17 protein-coding genes are annotated in these 18,209 nt (G+C 67.7%); 10 read left to right on the top strand and 7 right to left on the bottom strand.

From position 1 onward, the window contains the following. Positions 1 to 58 precede the first annotated feature (58 nt). The gene (locus FKV23_RS10260; protein WP_141623759.1) at positions 59 to 2,134 is read right to left on the bottom strand and encodes an EAL domain-containing response regulator; all 2,076 of its coding nucleotides are present in this window, start codon (positions 2,132 to 2,134) and stop codon (positions 59 to 61) included. A gap of 162 nt (positions 2,135 to 2,296) precedes the next feature. Further along, a complete protein-coding gene (gene epmB / locus FKV23_RS10255) occupies positions 2,297 to 3,340 on the bottom strand; it encodes an EF-P beta-lysylation protein EpmB (RefSeq protein WP_141623758.1) in 1,044 nt (347 codons plus the stop codon). A gap of 121 nt (positions 3,341 to 3,461) precedes the next feature. On the opposite strand from epmB, the gene efp reads away from it, so the two are divergent. The 6 genes from efp (at position 3,462) to folE2 (ending at position 8,840) form a co-directional block, all read left to right on the top strand. Beyond that, entirely contained in the window at positions 3,462 to 4,028 is a 567-nt protein-coding gene (gene efp / locus FKV23_RS10250; protein WP_141623757.1) for an elongation factor P, read from the top strand. A gap of 150 nt (positions 4,029 to 4,178) precedes the next feature. After that, the gene (locus FKV23_RS10245) at positions 4,179 to 5,522 is read left to right on the top strand and encodes a TRZ/ATZ family hydrolase (protein ID WP_141623756.1); all 1,344 of its coding nucleotides are present in this window, start codon (positions 4,179 to 4,181) and stop codon (positions 5,520 to 5,522) included. Positions 5,523 to 5,618: 96 nt separating this feature from the next. Beyond that, positions 5,619 to 6,335, top strand: coding sequence for a bifunctional 2-polyprenyl-6-hydroxyphenol methylase/3-demethylubiquinol 3-O-methyltransferase UbiG (gene ubiG, locus FKV23_RS10240; RefSeq protein WP_141623755.1), 717 nt, complete (start codon positions 5,619 to 5,621; stop codon positions 6,333 to 6,335). A 21-nt stretch (positions 6,336 to 6,356) separates the two neighbouring features. Next, on the top strand, positions 6,357 to 7,028 hold the full coding sequence (gph, locus tag FKV23_RS10235; protein WP_141623754.1) for a phosphoglycolate phosphatase: 672 nt from the start codon (positions 6,357 to 6,359) through the stop codon (positions 7,026 to 7,028). Further along, a complete protein-coding gene (locus FKV23_RS10230) occupies positions 7,025 to 7,774 on the top strand; it encodes an isoprenoid biosynthesis enzyme family protein (protein ID WP_141623753.1) in 750 nt (249 codons plus the stop codon). Before gph ends, FKV23_RS10230 begins: the two co-directional genes overlap by 4 nt. Before the next feature lie 130 nt (positions 7,775 to 7,904). Next, positions 7,905 to 8,840, top strand: coding sequence for a GTP cyclohydrolase FolE2 (gene folE2, locus FKV23_RS10225; protein ID WP_141623752.1), 936 nt, complete (start codon positions 7,905 to 7,907; stop codon positions 8,838 to 8,840). A 76-nt stretch (positions 8,841 to 8,916) separates the two neighbouring features. On the opposite strand, the gene FKV23_RS10220 is transcribed toward folE2, so the two are convergent. The 3 genes from FKV23_RS10220 to yidD are packed head-to-tail and all read right to left on the bottom strand — an operon-like array spanning position 8,917 to position 11,464. Beyond that, positions 8,917 to 9,774 carry a M23 family metallopeptidase gene (locus tag FKV23_RS10220; RefSeq protein ID WP_141625159.1) on the bottom strand — a complete coding sequence of 286 codons (858 nt, stop codon included), beginning with the start codon at positions 9,772 to 9,774 and terminating at the stop codon, positions 8,917 to 8,919. Positions 9,775 to 9,824: 50 nt separating this feature from the next. Continuing rightward, positions 9,825 to 11,195 carry a dihydroorotase gene (locus tag FKV23_RS10215; protein ID WP_141623751.1) on the bottom strand — a complete coding sequence of 457 codons (1,371 nt, stop codon included), beginning with the start codon at positions 11,193 to 11,195 and terminating at the stop codon, positions 9,825 to 9,827. Beyond that, positions 11,171 to 11,464, bottom strand: a complete 294-nt coding sequence (yidD, locus tag FKV23_RS10210) for a membrane protein insertion efficiency factor YidD (RefSeq protein ID WP_141623750.1) — start codon at positions 11,462 to 11,464, stop codon at positions 11,171 to 11,173. Before yidD ends, FKV23_RS10215 begins: the two co-directional genes overlap by 25 nt. Positions 11,465 to 11,572: 108 nt before the next feature. On the opposite strand from yidD, the gene dksA reads away from it, so the two are divergent. Beyond that, the gene (dksA, locus tag FKV23_RS10205; protein ID WP_244244175.1) at positions 11,573 to 12,610 is read left to right on the top strand and encodes an RNA polymerase-binding protein DksA; all 1,038 of its coding nucleotides are present in this window, start codon (positions 11,573 to 11,575) and stop codon (positions 12,608 to 12,610) included. A gap of 121 nt (positions 12,611 to 12,731) precedes the next feature. Here dksA and FKV23_RS10200 read toward each other — a convergent pair whose 3' ends face one another. After that, positions 12,732 to 13,184, bottom strand: a complete 453-nt coding sequence (locus FKV23_RS10200) for a SufE family protein (RefSeq protein WP_141623749.1) — start codon at positions 13,182 to 13,184, stop codon at positions 12,732 to 12,734. 248 nt (positions 13,185 to 13,432) lie between these two features. After that, entirely contained in the window at positions 13,433 to 14,812 is a 1,380-nt protein-coding gene (cysS, locus tag FKV23_RS10195) for a cysteine--tRNA ligase (RefSeq protein WP_141623748.1), read from the bottom strand. Between the two features lie 263 nt (positions 14,813 to 15,075). Between cysS and FKV23_RS10190 the strand changes: the two genes are divergently transcribed. From FKV23_RS10190 to FKV23_RS10180, 3 genes are all read left to right on the top strand, one after another. Next, entirely contained in the window at positions 15,076 to 15,552 is a 477-nt protein-coding gene (locus FKV23_RS10190; RefSeq protein ID WP_244243975.1) for a hypothetical protein, read from the top strand. Between the two features lie 312 nt (positions 15,553 to 15,864). Then, on the top strand, positions 15,865 to 16,875 hold the full coding sequence (locus tag FKV23_RS10185) for an N-acetylornithine carbamoyltransferase (RefSeq protein ID WP_141623747.1): 1,011 nt from the start codon (positions 15,865 to 15,867) through the stop codon (positions 16,873 to 16,875). Between the two features lie 129 nt (positions 16,876 to 17,004). Next, positions 17,005 to 18,207 (top strand): argininosuccinate synthase, encoded by a 1,203-nt coding sequence (locus FKV23_RS10180; RefSeq protein WP_141623746.1) that lies wholly within the window; start codon positions 17,005 to 17,007, stop codon positions 18,205 to 18,207. Positions 18,208 to 18,209 lie beyond the last annotated feature (2 nt).

Here is an 18,209-nt window from a genome sequence, read left to right as displayed (position 1 = left end):
GCATGAATGCTCCCGGGCGAGGTTCGCCGCCCCCGGGGAAAGAACCTGCCCCAGGCCCCTAGAACTCGTAGTTCATCTCCGGCCCTGGCGCCGCCAGGAACTGTCCCTGGGCATAGTCGAGGCCGGCGCCGAACAGAATGGTCATGCTGGAGGCGTCCTGGACGAATTCGGCGATGGTCAGGCGACCGGCCTCGCGGGCCTTGCTGGCGATCTCGCGGATCCGTTCCTGATTGTCGGCATTGTTCTGCAGGTCGTCCATGAAGCCGCGGTCGAGCTTGACCAGGCCGGCGTTGAAGTGGTTGAGCAGCTGGAACGAATTCAGGCCGCTGCCGAACTGTTCCAGCCCGACCCGCACGCCGAGCTTGCCGGCCTCGATCTGGAACGTCTGCGCCGCGCGCAGATGGGTGAACACTTTCGACTCGGGCAGTTGCACAACCAACTGCCGGCCTTCGACACCGTGGCGGGCCAGCTGCTCGCCGATGTGCTTGAGCAGACTGTCGTCCTGCAGCGACACCTCGGTGATCTTGATCAGCAGGGTGGTGTCATGCCCGGCCTTGCGGCGTTCGCCGAGGACGCTGATGGCATGGCCGGCCACCCAGCGGTCGATCTCCCACAGCAGGCCGTGTTCTTCGGCGATCTGCAGGAAGGTCATCGGCTGGACCAGTTCGCCATGCTCGTTGAGCAGCCGCAGGTAGGCTTCGTAGATCTCGTCAGGCGCACCGTGCAGGCCGATCAGCGGCTGGAAGTGCATGATGAAGCGGTCATTGTCGATCGCGTCGCGGATGCGCTTGACCCAGGCCTCGACGCGCTCTTCCTCGGCGCGGTCGGCGGCGCTGGGATCGAACAGCTCGACCCGGTTGCCGCCCACGCCGGCGGCGGACTGCACGCCCTGGCTGGCCTTGCCCAGCACCGCGGTCACGCTGGCGATCTTTTGCCCGATCTGCACGCCGCCGATACTGACGGTGGCGTTGAGCGAGCGCTTGCCAGTGTCCAGCACGGCGTCGGCGAAGGCGGCGCGGACCGTTTCGGCCAACGCCACCGAGGCGTTGTATTCACTGTTGCGGCGCAGGACCGCGAACTGATGCTCCCCGAAACGGGCCACCACGTCGGTGTCGGCCAGCACCTCGCTGAGGCGACGGCCGCAGGCGGCGACGAGTTCGTCGGCGGCATCCAGGCCGATCTCCTGCAGCAGGTGCGCGTAGTGGTCGGGCTCGACCAGCAGCAGCACGTGGTGGCTGGCCTTCTCGGCTGCATGGGCCACGGTGTCCTCGAGTGCGCGCAGGAAGGTCGGGCGGTTGAGCAGGCCGGTGACCTGGTCGCGCTGGCGCAGCTCCTCGACTTCGCGGGCGAGGGCCGGGTCGATCTCCTGCTGGCGCAGGACCACCTGCTGGCAGGGCTCGCCCTCGTAGGTGGCGGCAGTGAACTCCATCGTCGCCGGGAAGGCATTGCCGTCCATGCCCCGGGCTTCCAGTTCGTAGCGCGGCGGCGGCGCTTCGCCCTTCGACAGCTTCTTGAGCAGTTGCTTGAACTCGTCGACGTGGTGCGGCGCGACCATGTCCAGCAGCGACATGCCCTCGATCTCCTCGAAGTCGTCGAAGCCGAACATCTCCAGGTAGGCCGCGTTGGCACGGATGTGCATGCCCTCGTGGATGTAGGCGATCGGGTCGCGCGAGGATTCGATCAGCGCATCGCAGCGGCGCTCGGTCTCGCGGACGTGGTTTTCCAGCTTGCGCAGGCCGCGGCGGGCCTGCAGGTCGGACCATTCGCGCACCACGGTATCGCGTAGCAGGTCCAGCTGCGGGCGCAGGACGATGCCGCGGGCACCGATCGAGGCCGCGTTCAGTACCCGCTGGGTATCGATGTCGTCGTGAAGCACCAGTACCGGCAGGTCCTTGCCGCTGGCATCGACCCGCTGCATCACCTCGGCGAGAGGCACGCTGCGCGCGCCATGCGCGGCGATGACGATGTCGAGCGGCTGGCCGGCAAGCAACTGGTCCAGCGCCGCGGCGTTTTCAGGACGGCTGGGCCGCACCGCTATACCGGCATTGCGCAGGGTGCTGACGATGGCCTCGGCGGCCTCGACGCTGTCGTCGACGACCAGCAGCCGGAGTGGCAGGTCTTTGCCGAATTGCATGTGTGTTGTCCTCCCCGGATCCGTTTATGTCATGAAGCCGGCAGCGCGTCCATGCACAAGGTAGTGTTTTCGCAAAGCTGTCAGCATTTGAATGTCGATTGACGATCCATCATCTCGATGACGAATCGTCGATGGCGGGTCGGCGGTGTTCGCCACAGCCGCTCACAGTGGTCGCTTGCCCGGATCGCCGGCCACCTCGCGGACCAGTCGCGGTACCAGGTAGCCCGACAGCCGCGCTGCCAGCCCGGCGTGCAGGCGTCTGGCTTCGTCGTCGCCGACCTCGAAATGGGCGGCGCCCTGGACCCGGTCGAGCTGGTGCAGGTAGTACGGCAGCACGCCGGCCCGGTGGCCGCGCTCGGACAGGCCGGCCAGTGCATCGACCGAGTCGTTGACCCCGCGCAACAGTACCGCCTGGTTGAGCAGCGTGGCTCCTGTGCCGCGCAGGCGGGCGAGGGATGCGTCGACGCCGGCATCGAACTCGTTCGCATGGTTGGCGTGCAGCACCACCGTGACCGGCCAGGGCAGGGCGGCCAGCCAGGCGAGCAGGGCGTCGTCGACGCGTTCGGGCAGCACCACCGGCAGCCGGGTATGTATGCGCAGGCGCCTGATGTGCGGGATGCCGGCGAGGGTGCCGGTCAGCTCGGCCAGTTTGTGGGTGGCCAGCGACCACGGGTCGCCACCGGACAGGATCACCTCGTCGATCGAGCTGTCGCGGCGGATCAGAGCGACGGTGTCGCGCCACCCGGCCGCGGCGGCGGCCTCTTCGGCATAGGGAAAGTGGCGGCGGAAGCAGTAGCGACAGTGCACCGCGCAACTGCCGGTGGCGACCAGCAGGGCCCGGCCGCTGTACTTGCGGATCACCCCGTCGGCGGCCTTGGCTGCGCCATCGCCGACCGCATCGAGGCTGAAGCCGGGGACGGGACGCATCTCCTCGTCCAGCGGCAGGACCTGGCGCAGCAGCGGGTCGTTGGGGTCGCCATGGCGCATGCGGGCAATGAAGCCGCGCGGTACCCGCAACGGGAACTGTTCCGCGGCCGCATCGGAGATCGCCAGCGCGGCCCGTTCCAGCCCGAGCAGGGCCAGCAGCTCGCGCGGATCGCGCACGGCCTCGCGCCAGAGCTGCTGCCAGCGCTGGGACGAGTTGGGGGCACTGGCGGGTCCGGACGGTCCCTCCGGCTGCATGGAGGCCAAGGCTGCGGGTATCATGTGCGACTGCTCGTGCTCGAGCGGTGGGCTGAACGATTCACCCCGCCGCGAGCCCGTCATTCTACCGCCGACCGCATGCCCGCGGCCGGCATCCAGACAAGAACACTGCAGGAGTTGTGCGATGGCCAGCTATGGCATGAACGACGTCAAGAACGGGATGAAGATCCTCGTCAACAACGAGCCGTGCATCATCACCGATACAGAGTACGTCAAGCCGGGCAAGGGCCAGGCGTTCACCCGCGTGAAGTACCGCTTCATCAAGTCCGGCCGCGTGGTCGAACTGACCATGAAGGCGACCGACGCGCTCGAGGCCGCCGACGTGGTCGATACCGACATGCAGTTCCTGTACGCGGATGGCGAGTACTGGCACTTCATGAACCCGGAGAGCTTCGAGCAGGTCCAGGCCGACAAGGCCGGAGTCGGCGAAGCGCGCAAGTACCTCAAGGGCGAGGAAGAATGCGTGGTCACGCTGTGGAACGGCACGCCGATCGCGGTGCAGCCGCCGAACTTCGTCGAGTTGAAGATCACCGAGACCGATCCTGGCGTGCGCGGCGATACCTCCGGTGGCGGTGGCAAGCCGGCGACCCTGGAAACCGGCGCGGTGGTCCGCGTGCCGCTGTTCGTCAACCAGGACGAGACGATCAAGGTCGATACCCGCTCCGGCGAGTACGTCAGCCGCGTCAAGTGACGATTTGGCCCGTGGCCGTAAGGCGGCCACGGCTTTGCCAAGTCGTCATCCCCGCGAAGGCGGGGATCCATGGACGTTGCTGTTGACTGTCTTTCGAGGCGAAAGTCCTTGGATTCCCGCCTTCGCGGGAATGACAAGCAAAGGAAACGAATGACCCCCGATACCGCCCCCAAGCCCTGCGACCTGTTGATCGAAGCCGGCTGGGTGGTGCCGGTCGATCCGCATGGCGTGGTGCTCGAGGACCACGCCGTCGCCGTATCCGGTGGCAAGATCGTCGCCATGCTGCCGACCCGTGAGGCACGCGCCCGCTTCGCCCCGGCGGAGATCGTGTCGCGCCCGCATTCGGCGCTGATCCCGGGGCTGGTCAACGCCCACACCCACAACCCGATGACCCTGCTGCGCGGCGTCGCCGACGACCTGCCGCTGATGGAGTGGCTGCAGGGCCATATCTGGCCGGTCGAGGGTGCGGTGATCGGGCCGGAGTTCGTCGCCGACGGCATCGAGCTGGCGATCGCCGAGATGCTGCGCGGCGGCACGACTTGCGCCAACGAAAACTACTTCTTCCCCGACGTGCAGGCCGCGGTCTACCAGCGCCACGGCTTCCGTGCCCGCGTGGGCCTGCCGGTGATCGACTTCCCGACCGCCTGGGCCCAGTCGGACGACGAATACTTCGACCGCGCGATCGAGGTCCACGACCAGTGGCGCGACGACTCGCTGATTGCCACCGCCTTCGTGCCGCATGCGCCGTATACCGTGTCCGATACCAGCTTTGAACGCATCCGCATGCTGGCCGACCAGCTCGACATGCCCGTCCATCTGCACACCCACGAGACCCGGCACGAGGTCGAGGAGTCGCTGCAGAAGTACGGCCAGCGGCCGCTGGCACGGCTGGACCGGCTCGGCCTGGTCACCGATCGGCTGGTCGCCGTGCACATGACGGCCCTCACCGATGCCGAGATTGCCCTGTGCGCGGAGCGCGGGGTGGTGGTCGTGCATTGCCCGGAGTCGAATCTGAAGCTGGCCTCCGGCTTCTGTCCGGTCGGCAAGCTGGAAAAGGCCGGCGTCACGATCGCTGTCGGCACCGATGGCTGCGCCAGCAACAACGACCTCGACATGTTCGGCGAGACCCGCACCGCGGCGCTGCTGGCCAAGGCGGTGGCGAACGATGCCGCCGCGTTCGATGCCGCCAGCGCGCTGCGCGCGGCGACCCTGGGCGGCGCGCGTGCGGTCGGATTCGAGGACCGCATCGGCTCGATCGAACCGGGCAAGCAGGCCGATCTGGCCTGCGTCGACCTCGCCCAGGTCGAGACCCAGCCGCTGCACCACGTGATCTCGCAACTGGTCTACGCCGCTGGCCGCCACCAGGTCACCGACGTGTGGATCGCCGGCCAGGCCCGGTTGCGCGACCGGGAACTGGTCACGCTGGATGCGGCAACCTTGATTGCGAAGGCGCGCGAATGGCGCAAGCGGATTGCATCGATCAGGCTGTCATGACGATGGGTTTCGCCTCCGGCGCTGTCCACACTGCGGGTTGTTGCAGGGTGGGTTGAGCGCAACGATACCCACCACGCGAACGAAATCAGACCCACCATGAGTCAACCCGACAACACCAACTTCAGCCAGGCCGAACTCGACAAGTTCGGCGCGCTCGCCCAGCGCTGGTGGGATCCGCAAGGCCCGCAGAAGGCGCTGCATGCGCTGAATCCGGCGCGTCTGGGCTACGTCACCGGCCGCGTCCCACTGCAAGGCGCGAGGGCGCTCGACGTCGGCTGCGGCGGTGGCCTGCTCAGTGAGGCGCTGGCGGGCGAGGGTGCCGAGGTCACCGCGATCGACCTGGCCCCGGAACTGGTCAAGGTCGCCCGCCTGCACCGGCTGGAGACCGGCGTCAGCGTCGACTACAGGCTGCAGTCGGTGGAGTCGCTGGCGGCGGAAATGCCCGGCCGGTTCGATGCCGTCACCTGCATGGAGATGCTCGAGCACGTGCCGGACCCGGCCGCGATCGTCCGCGCCTGCGCCACGCTGCTCAAGCCGGGTGGCCGCCTGTTCCTGTCGACGCTCAACCGTACCCCGGCCGCGTTCGCGCTGGCGATCGTCGGCGCCGAGTACGTTGCCCGCGTGCTGCCCAAGGGGACCCACCACTACCGCGATTTCATCCGTCCGTCCGAGCTGGCCGCCTGGCTGCGCGCCGCCGGTCTGCAGCTGGAGGACGTCAGCGGCCTGATGTACGAACCCTGGCGCAATGCCGCGCGGGTGATCGAACGTACCGATATCAACTACCTGGCTTGCGCACTGAAGCCGGCGATGTAGTCATCTCAGAACCGCCTTCCAATGTCTCCAGTCTTCCCCAAGGCCGCCCTTTTCGACCTCGACGGCACCCTCGCCGACAGCGTCCACGACCTGCTCGCCGCGGCCAACGCGATGCTTGAAGCAGACGGCCGCGCGCCGATGACCTTGGCTGGATTCCGTCCGCATGTCTCGCGCGGCGCACGGGCGATGCTGCAGGCGGCGTTCCCCGACCTGGCCGAGGACGAACGCCTCTCCCGGGTGCCGGCCTTCCTCGACCACTACCAGCGCGAGATCGGCCGTCATGGAGGCGTGTTCGACGGCGTCGAGGCCATGCTCGGCGCGCTTGAAGCGGCCGGCACGGTCTGGGGCATCGTCACCAACAAACCCGAGCATCTGGCCCGCGAATTGCTGCCGCATCTCGGCTGGGCGGAGCGCTGCGCGGTATTGGTTGGCGGCGACACATTGCCCGAGCGCAAGCCGCACCCGTTGCCGCTGCTGCATGCGGCCAAGGCGATCGGAGTCGATCCGGCCGATTGTGTCTACGTCGGTGACGACGAGCGCGACATCGTCGCCGCGCACGCGGCTGGCATGCGCTCGGTGGTTGCGTTGTGGGGCTACCGCCTGCCGGACGACCGACCCCGGGACTGGGGCGGCGATACGTTGATCGAGCAGCCGGTTGAACTGGCCGATCGCGGGCGTTGGCCGCAGCGATGAATATCGAGACCGCTTCCAACCAGGATGCGCTGGACAGCTTTATCGCCAAATGGCGGCAGCGCTGGCCGGAGTGGAGCCTGGCCGAGGTCTTCGTGCCCGCGGGCCAGCGCGCGACCGTTCTGGCCTGGGCTGCGTTGTTGCAGGAACTGGGCGACGCCGCCTGGGGCGGTCGCGATCCGCGTCCCGGCGAGGCGAAGTTGGCCTGGTGGGCCGAAGAGCTGGGTGGCTGGTCGCGCGGTGCGCGCCGGCATCCGCTCGGGATCGACCTGCAACGGTTGCCGGCAGGCTGGGACACGCTGGCGGCAGCCTTGCCGGCGCTGCAGGCCAGTCGCGAACGGCCGGGCGACCATGCCGAGGCCTTTGCATTGCTTGAGCCATTCGCCACGGCTGCGGCAGAAGTGGAGTTGCGGTTGTTCGGCGCCGGGCTGGACAGGGCGCAGGACCCCGCGCCGGGGGCCGTGCGGGCCTCGCGCGACGCGATCGCCGCCTGCCTGCTGCAGGCGCGCTTTTTCCACGAAGGCGACGGCCACGTGCCGCTGGCGATATTCGCCCGGGCCGGGGAGGGCGAGCCGACGGCGATCTGGGCCGGGCAGTTGCGCCAGCGCTGGCCGATGGCACCGGCCGCGACCCTGCCACGCCGGCTCTGGACCGCGTTGGCTAGGGCCCGATTGGGGCTGGCCGAGCCGGGCCGGGCACTGAAACCCTGGGCCGTATTGGCGAAGGCCTGGCGGGCGGCCCGCAACTGACCGTTCCGCCTGCGTTGCGGAGCGGCTGGCGGGAGACCGCTAGAATGGCCCCGTTGTTGCATCCCGGGGCGGTGCCCCCATCTCGGCCCGGGTGAACAGCACTTCCTCCCCGAAATCGCAAGGCCTTGCCGTGAATCCCCAGTCCAGCTCCTCCCGCCAGCTCCCCGACGTGGCCTTCGATGCCGCCGCCGAGGCGCGAGCGCTGGAATGGGTCGGCATGTCGCACATCGCCCTGCCGTTGCGCATCGCCACCCCCGGTGGCGAGCCGGTGCAAGTGGCGGCTTCGGTCGATGTCGCGGTCAGCCTCGATGACGCCGATGCGCGCGGCATCCACATGTCGCGCCTGTACCTGCGCCTTCAGGACGCCTTTGCCAGCGAGGCGGTGACCCCGGCCGGCCTGCGCCGCGTGCTGCAGTCGCTGGTCGACTCGCAGGATGGCCTGTCGTCGGCCGCGCGGCTGGTGTTGCGCTACGACCAGATGCTGCTGCGGCCGGCGCTGGCCAGTGGCAATGCCGGCTGGAAGCGCTACCCGATCGAGATCGAGGCCCTGCTGGTCGACGGCCACCTGCGCCTGTCGCTGGCGTTCATGGTGGAATATTCAAGCACCTGTCCGGCCTCGGCAGCGCTGTCGCGGCAACTCAACGCCGAACGCTTTTCCGCCGACTTCGCCGACGCCCGGCCGATCTCCACCGCCGTGGTCGGCGACTGGCTGGCCTCCGAACGCGGCCTGGCCGCGACCCCGCACGCCCAGCGCAGCCGCGCCAGCGTGCGCCTGCAACTGCGTCCGCAGTTCGAGGAGTTGCCGCTGGCGGCTCTGATCGACGCGCTCGAGCAGCGTCTCGGCACGCCGGTGCAGACCGCGGTCAAGCGTGAAGACGAGCAGGCCTTCGCCGCGCTCAACGCCGCCAACCTGATGTTCTGCGAGGACGCGGCCCGTCGTGTCGCCGCGGTGCTGGGCAACGACCCGCACGTGGAACGCTACGAGGCCGAGGTCGCCCACTTCGAGAGCCTGCATCCGCACGACGCGGTGGCCAAGGTCAGCGGCAGCGGCCCCCGGCACGACTGATTTACGATCGCGGCCAAGGCCGCTCCTGCGGGCGGGGTTGCCAGCAAGGTGGGCACTTCGGGTGCCATGCGTCGGTCTAGGGAGCGTCGCCCAGCACCAGCAGCGGGTCGACGCGGGTGCCGAACCAGTTCATCCCCCAATGCAGATGTGGCCCCGTCGCACGGCCGGTGGCGCCGACTGCGCCGATCACCTGGCCCTGCTCGATGCGATCGCCGACCCTCACGTCCAGCCGCGACAGGTGCAGGAAGTTCGAGCTGACGCCGTGGCCGTGGTCAAGCAGGACGGTACCGCCGGTCAGGTACAGGTCCGCGTCGGCGAAGGTGACGATGCCTGCGGCCGGGGCCTTGACCGGGGTGCCGTTGGCGGCGGCAATGTCCATGCCCGAGTGCGCCGAGCCGGGTTTCCCGTTGTAGACACGCTGGTTGCCGAAGCGGCCGCTGATCCGTCCCTGCACCGGCCAGATGAAAGTCTGGGTGAAATCGGTACGGGCATCATCGCGGGTGCGTGCGGCGGTGACCCGGGCCTGCTCGCGGGCGATGCGTTCAGCGATGGCCTTGGGCGGATCGACGGTCTTCGGCGGCACGCCGCTGACGCGCTCGACCGGCCAGTCGCGCGGGGTCACCGCGATCCGGTGGACCAGGGATTGCCCGTCGGGCTGAGTGATCCGGACTTCCAGCACGCCGCTGGCGTCGCGGCCAACGCCGAGCACGAAGCGGCCTTCCGGCGAGACCCGCAACACGCGGCCGTCGTACTCGACCCGGGCAGCGGGATCGGCCAGCCCGATCACCAGTGCGCCCTGCGAAACCGAGGTCGGCAGGAACGAGATGCCGGTGGGACGGGAGACCGGACGACCGGGGGCGGGCAGGGACGGAGGGCGGTCGGCCTGTGTCGATGTCGCCGCCGCGGTGGGCGGCGGGTGACTGGCGCAGGCCATCAGCAGCAGGGCGAGAAGCGGGCCGGGCCGGGCAAGCGCCGTCGCGCGGCTCATCGCGCGAACGTCAGTCGCTGGCCATCCGGCTCGCCGACCAGGCGCTCACCGTCCCAGACCAGCCGGCCGTTGACCCAGGTCGAGGCGATTCGCGACCGGAAGCTGCGGCCTTCGAATGGCGACCAGCCGCACTTCGACAGCACCTGCGAACGCTCGACCGTGAATGGTTTGCCATCGACAGGCGCGTCGTCGATGAGCACCAGGTCGGCGAAGTAGCCCTCGCGCAGGAAGCCGCGTTCGGCCACGTCGAACAGCTGCGCCGGTGCGTGGGCGAACTTCTGCACGATCTGGGCAGTGCCCATGTGACCCTCGTGCACCAGCTCCAGTGCGGCGACCAGCGCGAACTGCACCAGCGGCAGGCCGCTCGGTGCGCGCACGTAGGGGTTGTGCTTCTCCTCCAGCGTGTGCGGGGCGTGGTCGGTGGCGAGCACGTCGATCACGTCGCCGGCGACGGCCCGGATCAGCGCCTCGCGGTCGGATGGGTCCTTGATCGCCGGATTGCACTTGATCAGATGTCCGAGCGTCTCGTAGTCGCGGCGGTCGAAGCGCAGGAAGTGGATGCAGGTCTCGGCGGTGATCTGCTTGCGGCTGCCGTCGGCGCGGACCAGCGGACCGGCCTCGAACAGCGCCAGCTCGTCGGCGGTGGAGATGTGCAGCACATGCAGGCGGGTGCCGTGGCGGCGGGCCAGCTCGATCGCCAGCCGGGTCGACTTGATGCAGGCCTCGCGCGAGCGGATGTCCGGGTGGCAGGCGGCCGGGATGTCGTCGCCGTACTTCGCCTTGTAGCGGGCGGTCTCGGCCTCGATCATCGGCGTGTCTTCGCAGTGGGTGATGATCGGGGTCGGCACCTCGCGGAAGATCGCGTCGAGGATCTCGGGATCGTCGACCAGCATGTTGCCGGTCGAGGCACCCATGAACACCTTCACGCCAGGCGCGGTAAGCGGATCGAGGGTGCGGATCGCTTCGAGATTGTCGTTGCTTGCCCCCAGGTAGAAGCCATGGTTGCCCCAGACGCGGCCGGCGGCGCGGCGGTACTTGTCTTCCAGCGCGGCGGCGTCGAGTGTCGGCGGACTGGTGTTGGGCATGTCCATGAAGCTGGTCAGGCCGCCAGCGACCGCCGCGGCCGACTCGGTGGCCATGTCGGCCTTGTATTCCATGCCTGGTTCGCGGAAGTGCACTTGGTCGTCGATCATGCCCGGCAGCAGGCGGCGGCCGGCGGCGTCGATCACGGTTTCGTCGTCGCGCGCGGACAGGCCGGTGCCAATCTCGGCGATGCGGCCATCGGCGATTCGCAGGTCGCCGTCGAATTCGCGGCCTTCGTTCACCAGCCGGGCGTTGACGATCAGTGTTCGTGGGGATGAGGGCATGAGGGCGGGTCCGGGTTCTGTTCAGGCGACGGAGTGTCGGTGGCGTGGCCGGGTGGCTGCGGCACCGGATCGTACCCGCCGGGGTGCAACGGGTGGCAGCGCAGCACCCGACGGGCGGCCAGCCAGCTGCCTTTCAGGGCGCCATACTGCGCGATGGCCTGCATTGCATACACCGAGCAGGTGGGGTGAAAGCGGCAGCGGGGGCCCAATAGCGGACTTATCCACCGTTTGTAGAAGCGCAGCAGGGCAATGAGGAGACGGTCGATCACGGGGCCTTCGTGCGGAAATCCGCGGCGGTTGCGGTTGCCGCGGTAGCCGGGGCAGGGTATAACAGCGCGCTTTCCCGTCACAAGGGAATCAAGAAGGACGAGTCGCCCGTGGCAGTGAAAAAGAAAACCGCAAAGGCCGCCAAGCCTGCCTCCCGCAAGGCTGTGGCGAAGAAGACCGCCAAGACCGCCAAGAAGGTTGTGGCCGCGAAAAAGCCGGCCGCGAAGAAGGTCCCCGCAAAGAAGGTTGCCGTGAAGAAAGCCGTTGCCAAGAAGACCGCTGCCAAGAAGCCGGCCGCGAAGAAGGCTGCTGTGAAGAAGCCAGCCGCAAAGAAGGTCGCTGTGAAAAAGGCGGCCGCGAAGAAGGCTGTCGCCAAGAAGGCTCCGGCAAAGAAGGCGCCGGTGAAGAAAGCCGTTGCCAAGAAAGCTGTCGCCAAACCGGCGGCGAAGAAAGCCGCAGTGAAGAAGGTCGAAGTGAAGAAGGTCGACGTGAAGAAGGCCCCCGCAAGCAAGCCGGCCCCCGCGAAGGCGACCAAGCCCGGCGTGGTGAAGAAGCCGGCCGCACGTCCGGCCACCAAGACGGCCCCGGTCAAGGCTGCCGAGCCGGCCAAGAGCAAGCCGGCTGCTTCCAGACGCCCGGCCGGCAAGGTCGCGGTGGCGGTAGCCGCGCGCCCGCAGGCGCCGGCGCCGAAGAACAAGTTCAAGGTCGTGCCGTACAAGACCGATCCGGATACCGGCCGCCCGATCCTGCCCGAAGGCTACAGGCCGGGCGCGCAGGAGGAGTACATGAGCCCGTTGCAGCTCGAATACTTCCGCCAGCGCCTGCTGAAGTGGCGTGCCGACCTGGTCGAGGAGTCCAAGCAGACCATCGAGAACCTGAAGGAAGAAGTCCGCGATGTCGGCGACGAGGCCGAGCGCGCGACCCGCGAGACCGAAAACTCGCTGGAGCTGCGAACCCGCGACCGCTATCGCAAGCTGATCGGCAAGATCGACAGCACCCTCAAGCGCCTGGACAACGGTGACTACGGCTACTGCGTGGACACCGGCGAAGAGATCGGCCTGGAGCGCCTGGACGCACGCCTGACCGCCGAGCGCACCATCGACGCCCAGGAGCGCTGGGAACATCTGCAGAAGCAGATGGGGGACTGACGGTCCGGCTCCCGTTCGACTGCATCACAAAGGCCTCGCTCCGGCGGGGCCTTTTTGCTTCCTGAGTTCGTAGGAGCGCCCCTGGGCGCGACCGGGACGATGGTCGCGCCCAGGGGCACTCCTACAGATGCTTCGCCGCCTCGGCGCGGATGAAGGCCAGCAGCGAGGCCAGGCCGTTGCTGCGGGTCGGCGAGAGGTGTTTGGCCAGGCCGATGTCGGCGATGTAGTCGGCATCGCTGGCGGCGATCTCGGCGGCGCTGCGGCCCGAGTACACGCGCAGGGCAAGGTAGATCAGGCCGGAGACGATCGCCGAGTCGCTGATGGCGTGGAAGTCCAGGCGCGAGGCGTCACCCTCGGGCACGATCCAGACCATGGACTGGCAACCGTGCAGGCGGTGTTCCTCGGTCTTCCACTCTGCCGGCAGGTCCGGCAGCTTGCGGCCAAGGTCGATCAGGTACTGGTAGCGTTCGGCCCAGTCGCCGAAGAACGCGAACTCGTCGCGGATCGCCGCCTGTGCGTCGGTGGCGGTCGGTTCCAGCGGAAAGGGCGTGGCGGGGGAGGCGATGGCGTTCATTGCAAGGGTGATTTTACGCCGCTTTGCTGCAACGTAGCCCGGATAGGCGGAGCGCACCCGGGAAAGATGGAGAGAAGGGTGAAGCCGGTTACGTGCTGTGGAAGGCGGTGGCCATGCCTTTGCGCGACACGCCGTGAACCCATCCATGGGGGCTCATCCGCAACATCCATGTTGCGGACGGTCGCGCAAAGGCATGACCACCGCCTTCTGGACAGAGCGCAGGCTCTTTGTGAGGGGAGTGGTCTGCCCTAACCCCGTTTCCAGCGCACCCCTTGTGGGGTGTCTTCCAGGATGATGCCATCCTGGGCCAATTGATCACGGATCGCATCGGCGCGGGCGAAGTCGCGGGCCTTCTTGGCCGCGATGCGTTCCTCGACCAGGGCCTGGATGCGGGCGTCGTCCTCGCCGGAGGCGCCGCGCGCGAACCATGCGGCCGGGTCCTGCTGAAGCAGGCCCAGGGCGAGGCCGGCGCCGAGCAGGTCGGACTTCAATCGGGCCTTGTCCACATCGGTCGTGCCGTCGGCGCTGGCCTTGCGCGCCTCGGATGCGATGCGCGCCAGTTCGGCCAACGCCTGCGGGGTATTGAGATCGTCGTCGAGCGCGGCCTCGATGCCGTCCGGGATCCGTGTCTCGACCTCAATGTCGCCAAGGTCGCGCAACGTCCCGTACAGCCGGTCCAGCGTCCGCACGCTCTGCTCGATCAATCCGTCCGACCAGTCCAGCGGCTGCCGGTAGTGCGCGCTCAACAGGGCGTAGCGCAGCGCCTCAGGCGGGTGCTGCCGGATCAGCTCGTGCACGCGCTGGATGTTGCCGACCGACTTGGCCATCTTGGCGCCGTCGAGGTTGAGCATGCCGTTGTGCAGCCAGAACCGGGCGAAGGTCCGGCCGCCATGCGCGCATTCGCTCTGCGCGACCTCGTTCTCGTGGTGCGGGAACTGCAGGTCGACGCCGCCGGCGTGGATGTCGATGGTTTCGCCCAGGTGGGCGGCGGCCATCGCCGAGCATTCGATGTGCCAGCCCGGGCGCCCGCGGCCCCAGGGTGAATCCCAGCCGGGGAGGTCGTCGGTCGACGGTTTCCACAGCACGAAGTCGCCTGGATTCTTCTTGTATGGCGCGACCTCGATGCGGGCGCCGGCCAGCATCTCATCCAGGTCGCGGCGCGACAGCTTGCCGTACTCGTCGAAACTGTCGACCGCGAACAGTACATGTCCGTCGGCGGCATAGGCGTGACCGCCCTCGATCAGCCGCTCGATCATTGCAATGATCTGTGGAATGTGGGCGGTCGCGGCCGGCTCCAGATCGGGTGGCTTCACCCCGAGCGCCGCCATGTCCTCGCGATAGGCGGCGGCGAAGCGGTCGGTGATGGCCGAGATCGGCACGCCCTGCTCCTTCGCCGCGGCGTTGATCTTGTCATCGACGTCGGTGATGTTGCGGGCGTAGGCGAGGGTGCCGAAGCGCCGGCGCAATACGTCGGCAAGCACGCCGAACACCACCGGGCCACGTGCGTTGCCGATGTGGACGTAGTTGTAGACCGTCGGCCCGCACAGGTACATCGTGGTGCGCGCCGGATCGGCCGGCGAGAAGGCTTCGACCCGCCGGGTCAGGCTGTTGTAGAGATGGAGGCTCATGGGAGATGCAACAGGAAGTCGCGGCATTCTAGCCCGTAAGTTCGGCGGCTTGCCTGTCGCGGTGGCTGCCACACGGTGTTTTCCGGGCAGTGTTTTCCAAAGCGCATTGCATGCGGCCAGGTGGCGGGCCGCGAGCCGGGCAGGTGACAGCGATGACGGAGGACCCGTTCCGGGGCCGGCTGGCGGGGCATGACAGCCGGGGTTCATGCCATACCCGCAGACTGCACTTACAATTTCTGAACAAACCTGACCGCGCCTGCGAGATGACCCGTCCCCCCCTGTTGTCCTGCCCGTTGAAGCTGGCCTTGCTGGCCCTGCTGATCGTCCAGATCGCTCCGATCGCCCGGGCGCAGGACAGCGTGGTCGTCCAGGCGGAGAACGTGCGCTACGACTACGCCCAGGTGCTGCGGGTCACCCCCGTCTACCAGACCCTTACGGCGACCCGGGTGGAAGAGGAGTGCGATCCTCCGATCGAGGAAGGCGATTCCCGTCTGTCGCGGATGGTCGGTGCGGTCCGCGATGCCCTCAGCCGCGACAGGGACAAGGGTGAGGAGGTTCCGGCGCCGGTCGAGTGCCGCCCGGTGCAGGTCGAGCGCGAGTTCCAGCGACCGATCGCCTATGACGTGGATTACCTGTACAAGGGCGCCAAGTACCGCTCGCGGCTGACCGAGGATCCCGGCAACCGGCTCCGGATCCGGGTTTCGATCACCCCCGTGGTGCCGGTCCGTTCCGGCGAATGAGCGTCGTGCCTTGCGCGCGCGCGCAGCCCGTGCGAGCATTCGCCTCCTGATGAATCCCTACTACGCCGACGCCGACATTCTGACTTCCGCCTGGATGGCGGCGGGGATGACCTCGCGCGCGCGCCGACCGTACCCGCCACGACTGGTTGGGTAGGCGACATCGCCTGTTTGTGAAGCATCCGTGATACACGGGTGACACATGAAAAGCCCAGCCTCGCCGCTGGGCTTTTTTGTTTTGGGCGATTTATTGCGTTTCCATCCGCGACACCCCCGCACATCCATGTGCGGACTTCCCAAGAAAGGCAGAATTCGATGACCCTCAAGCACTTCCTGAATACCCAGGACTGGTCCCGTCCCGACCTCGATGCGCTGCTGGAGCAGGCGGCCGGATTCAAGCGCAACAGGCTGGGCGACCAGCTCAAGGGCAGGTCGATTGCGCTGGTGTTCTTCAACCCGTCCATGCGCACCCGCACCAGTTTCGAGCTGGGCACGTTCCAGCTCGGAGGCCACGCCGTGGTGCTGCAGCCGGGCAAGGACGCATGGCCGATCGAGTTCGACCTCGGCACGGTGATGGACGGCGATACCGAGGAGCACATCAAGGAGGTCGCGCAGGTGCTGGGCCGCTACGTCGACCTGATCGGCGTGCGTGCGTTCCCGAAGTTCGTCGACTGGGCCAATGACCGCGAGGACCGGGTGCTGAAGAGCTTCGCGAAGTATTCGCCGGTGCCGGTGATCAACATGGAGACGATCACCCATCCTTGCCAGGAACTGGCCCATGCGCTGGCGCTGCAGGAGCATTTCGGCACCAGCGACCTGCGCGGCAAGAAGTACGTGCTGACCTGGACCTACCATCCCAAGCCGCTCAACACCGCGGTGGCCAATTCGGCGCTGACGATTGCCACCCGCCTGGGCATGGACGTGACCCTGCTGTGCCCGACCGAGCAGTACATCCTCGACGAGCGCTACATGGGGTGGGCGGAGCAGAACGTCGCCGAGAACGGCGGTTCGCTGGCCGTCAGCCATGACATCGAGAGCGCATACGCCGGCGCCGACGTGGTCTACGCCAAGAGCTGGGGCGCGCTGCCGTACTTCGGCAACTGGGCGCCGGAGAAGCCGATCCGCGACCAGTACAAGCACTTCATGGTCGACGAGGCGAAGATGGCACTGACCAACAACGGCGTGTTCAGCCACTGCCTGCCGCTGCGCCGCAACGTCAAGGCCACCGACGCGGTGATGGACAGCCCGCAATGCATCGCGATCAACGAGGCGGAGAACCGCCTGCACGTGCAGAAGGCGATCATGGCAGCGTTGATCGGCCAATGAGTTTGAAGCCCCTCTCCCCGCTTGCGGGAGAGGGGTTGGGGTGAGGGCAGGCATCGCCGCACCCCGTTGCCCCACCACAACCCTCCCCGCAAGCGGGGGAGGGGGAACAAAGACAGAGACTTTTCGACCATGAGCAAAGACATCGTCCTCGCCTTCTCCGGCGGCCTCGACACCAGCTTCTGCGTGCCCTACCTGCAGGAGCGCGGCTGGAACGTGCATACCGTGTTCGCCGATACCGGCGGCGTCGATGCCGGGGAGCGCGACTTCATCGAGAAGCGCGCGGCCGAACTGGGCGTGGCCAGCCACGTCACCGTCGATGGCGGCCCTGCGGTGTGGTCGGGCTTCGTCAAGCCGTTCGTGTGGGCGGGCGCGAGCTACCAGGGCCAGTATCCGCTGCTGGTGTCCGACCGTTACCTGATCGTCGACGCCGCGCTCCGGCGCTGCGCCGAACTGGGCACGAGGGCGATCGCCCACGGCTGCACCGGCATGGGCAACGACCAGGTGCGCTTCGACCTGGCGGTGAAGGCGTCGGGCGACTACGAGATCGTCGCACCGATTCGTGAAATCCAGAAGGAACACACCCAGACCCGTGCCTACGAGCAGGCCTACCTCGAGGAACGCGGCTTCGGCGTGCGTGCCAAGCAGAAGAGCTACACCATCAACGAGAACCTGCTCGGCGTGACCCTGTCCGGCGGGGAGATCGACAAGTGGGAGGCCCCGGGCGAGGGCGCACGTGGCTGGTGCAAGCCGCGCGCCGAATGGCCGGCCGAAGCGCTTCAGGTGAAGCTGCGCTTCGAGAACGGCGAGGCGGTCGCGCTCGACGGCGAGAAGATCGACGGCCACGAGCTGCTCGCGAAGCTCAACGGCCTGTTCGCGCGATATGGCGTCGGTCGCGGCATGTACACCGGCGACACCACCATCGGCCTGAAGGGCCGCATCGTCTACGAAGCCCCGGGCCTGGTCGCGCTGCTCACCGCGCACCGCGCGCTGGAGGAGGCGGTGCTGAGCAAGCAGCAGAACCGCTTCAAGCCCGATGTCGCACGCAAGTGGGTCGAGCTGGTCTACGAAGGTTTCTTCCACGACCCGCTCAAGACCGACCTGGAGGCCTTCCTCGCCTCCAGCCAGTCGACCGTCAACGGCGAGGTCACGCTGGAAACCACCGGCGGCCTCGTCAATGCGGTGGCCGTGGATTCGCCGCATATTCTCAATGCCAAGGGCGCGACCTACGCGCAGTCGGCGGACTGGGGCGTGGAGGAGGCCGAGGGCTTCATCAAGCTGTTCGGCATGAGCAGCACGCTGTGGGCCGAAATCAACCGCAGTGGACAGGACTGAGG

The organism is Lysobacter alkalisoli (genome assembly GCF_006547045.1).
GTDB classification, from domain to species: Bacteria; Pseudomonadota; Gammaproteobacteria; order Xanthomonadales; family Xanthomonadaceae; genus Marilutibacter; species Marilutibacter alkalisoli.
Note: the sequence above shows the minus strand (reverse complement) of the source record. Positions and strands in the feature narration are given on the sequence as shown.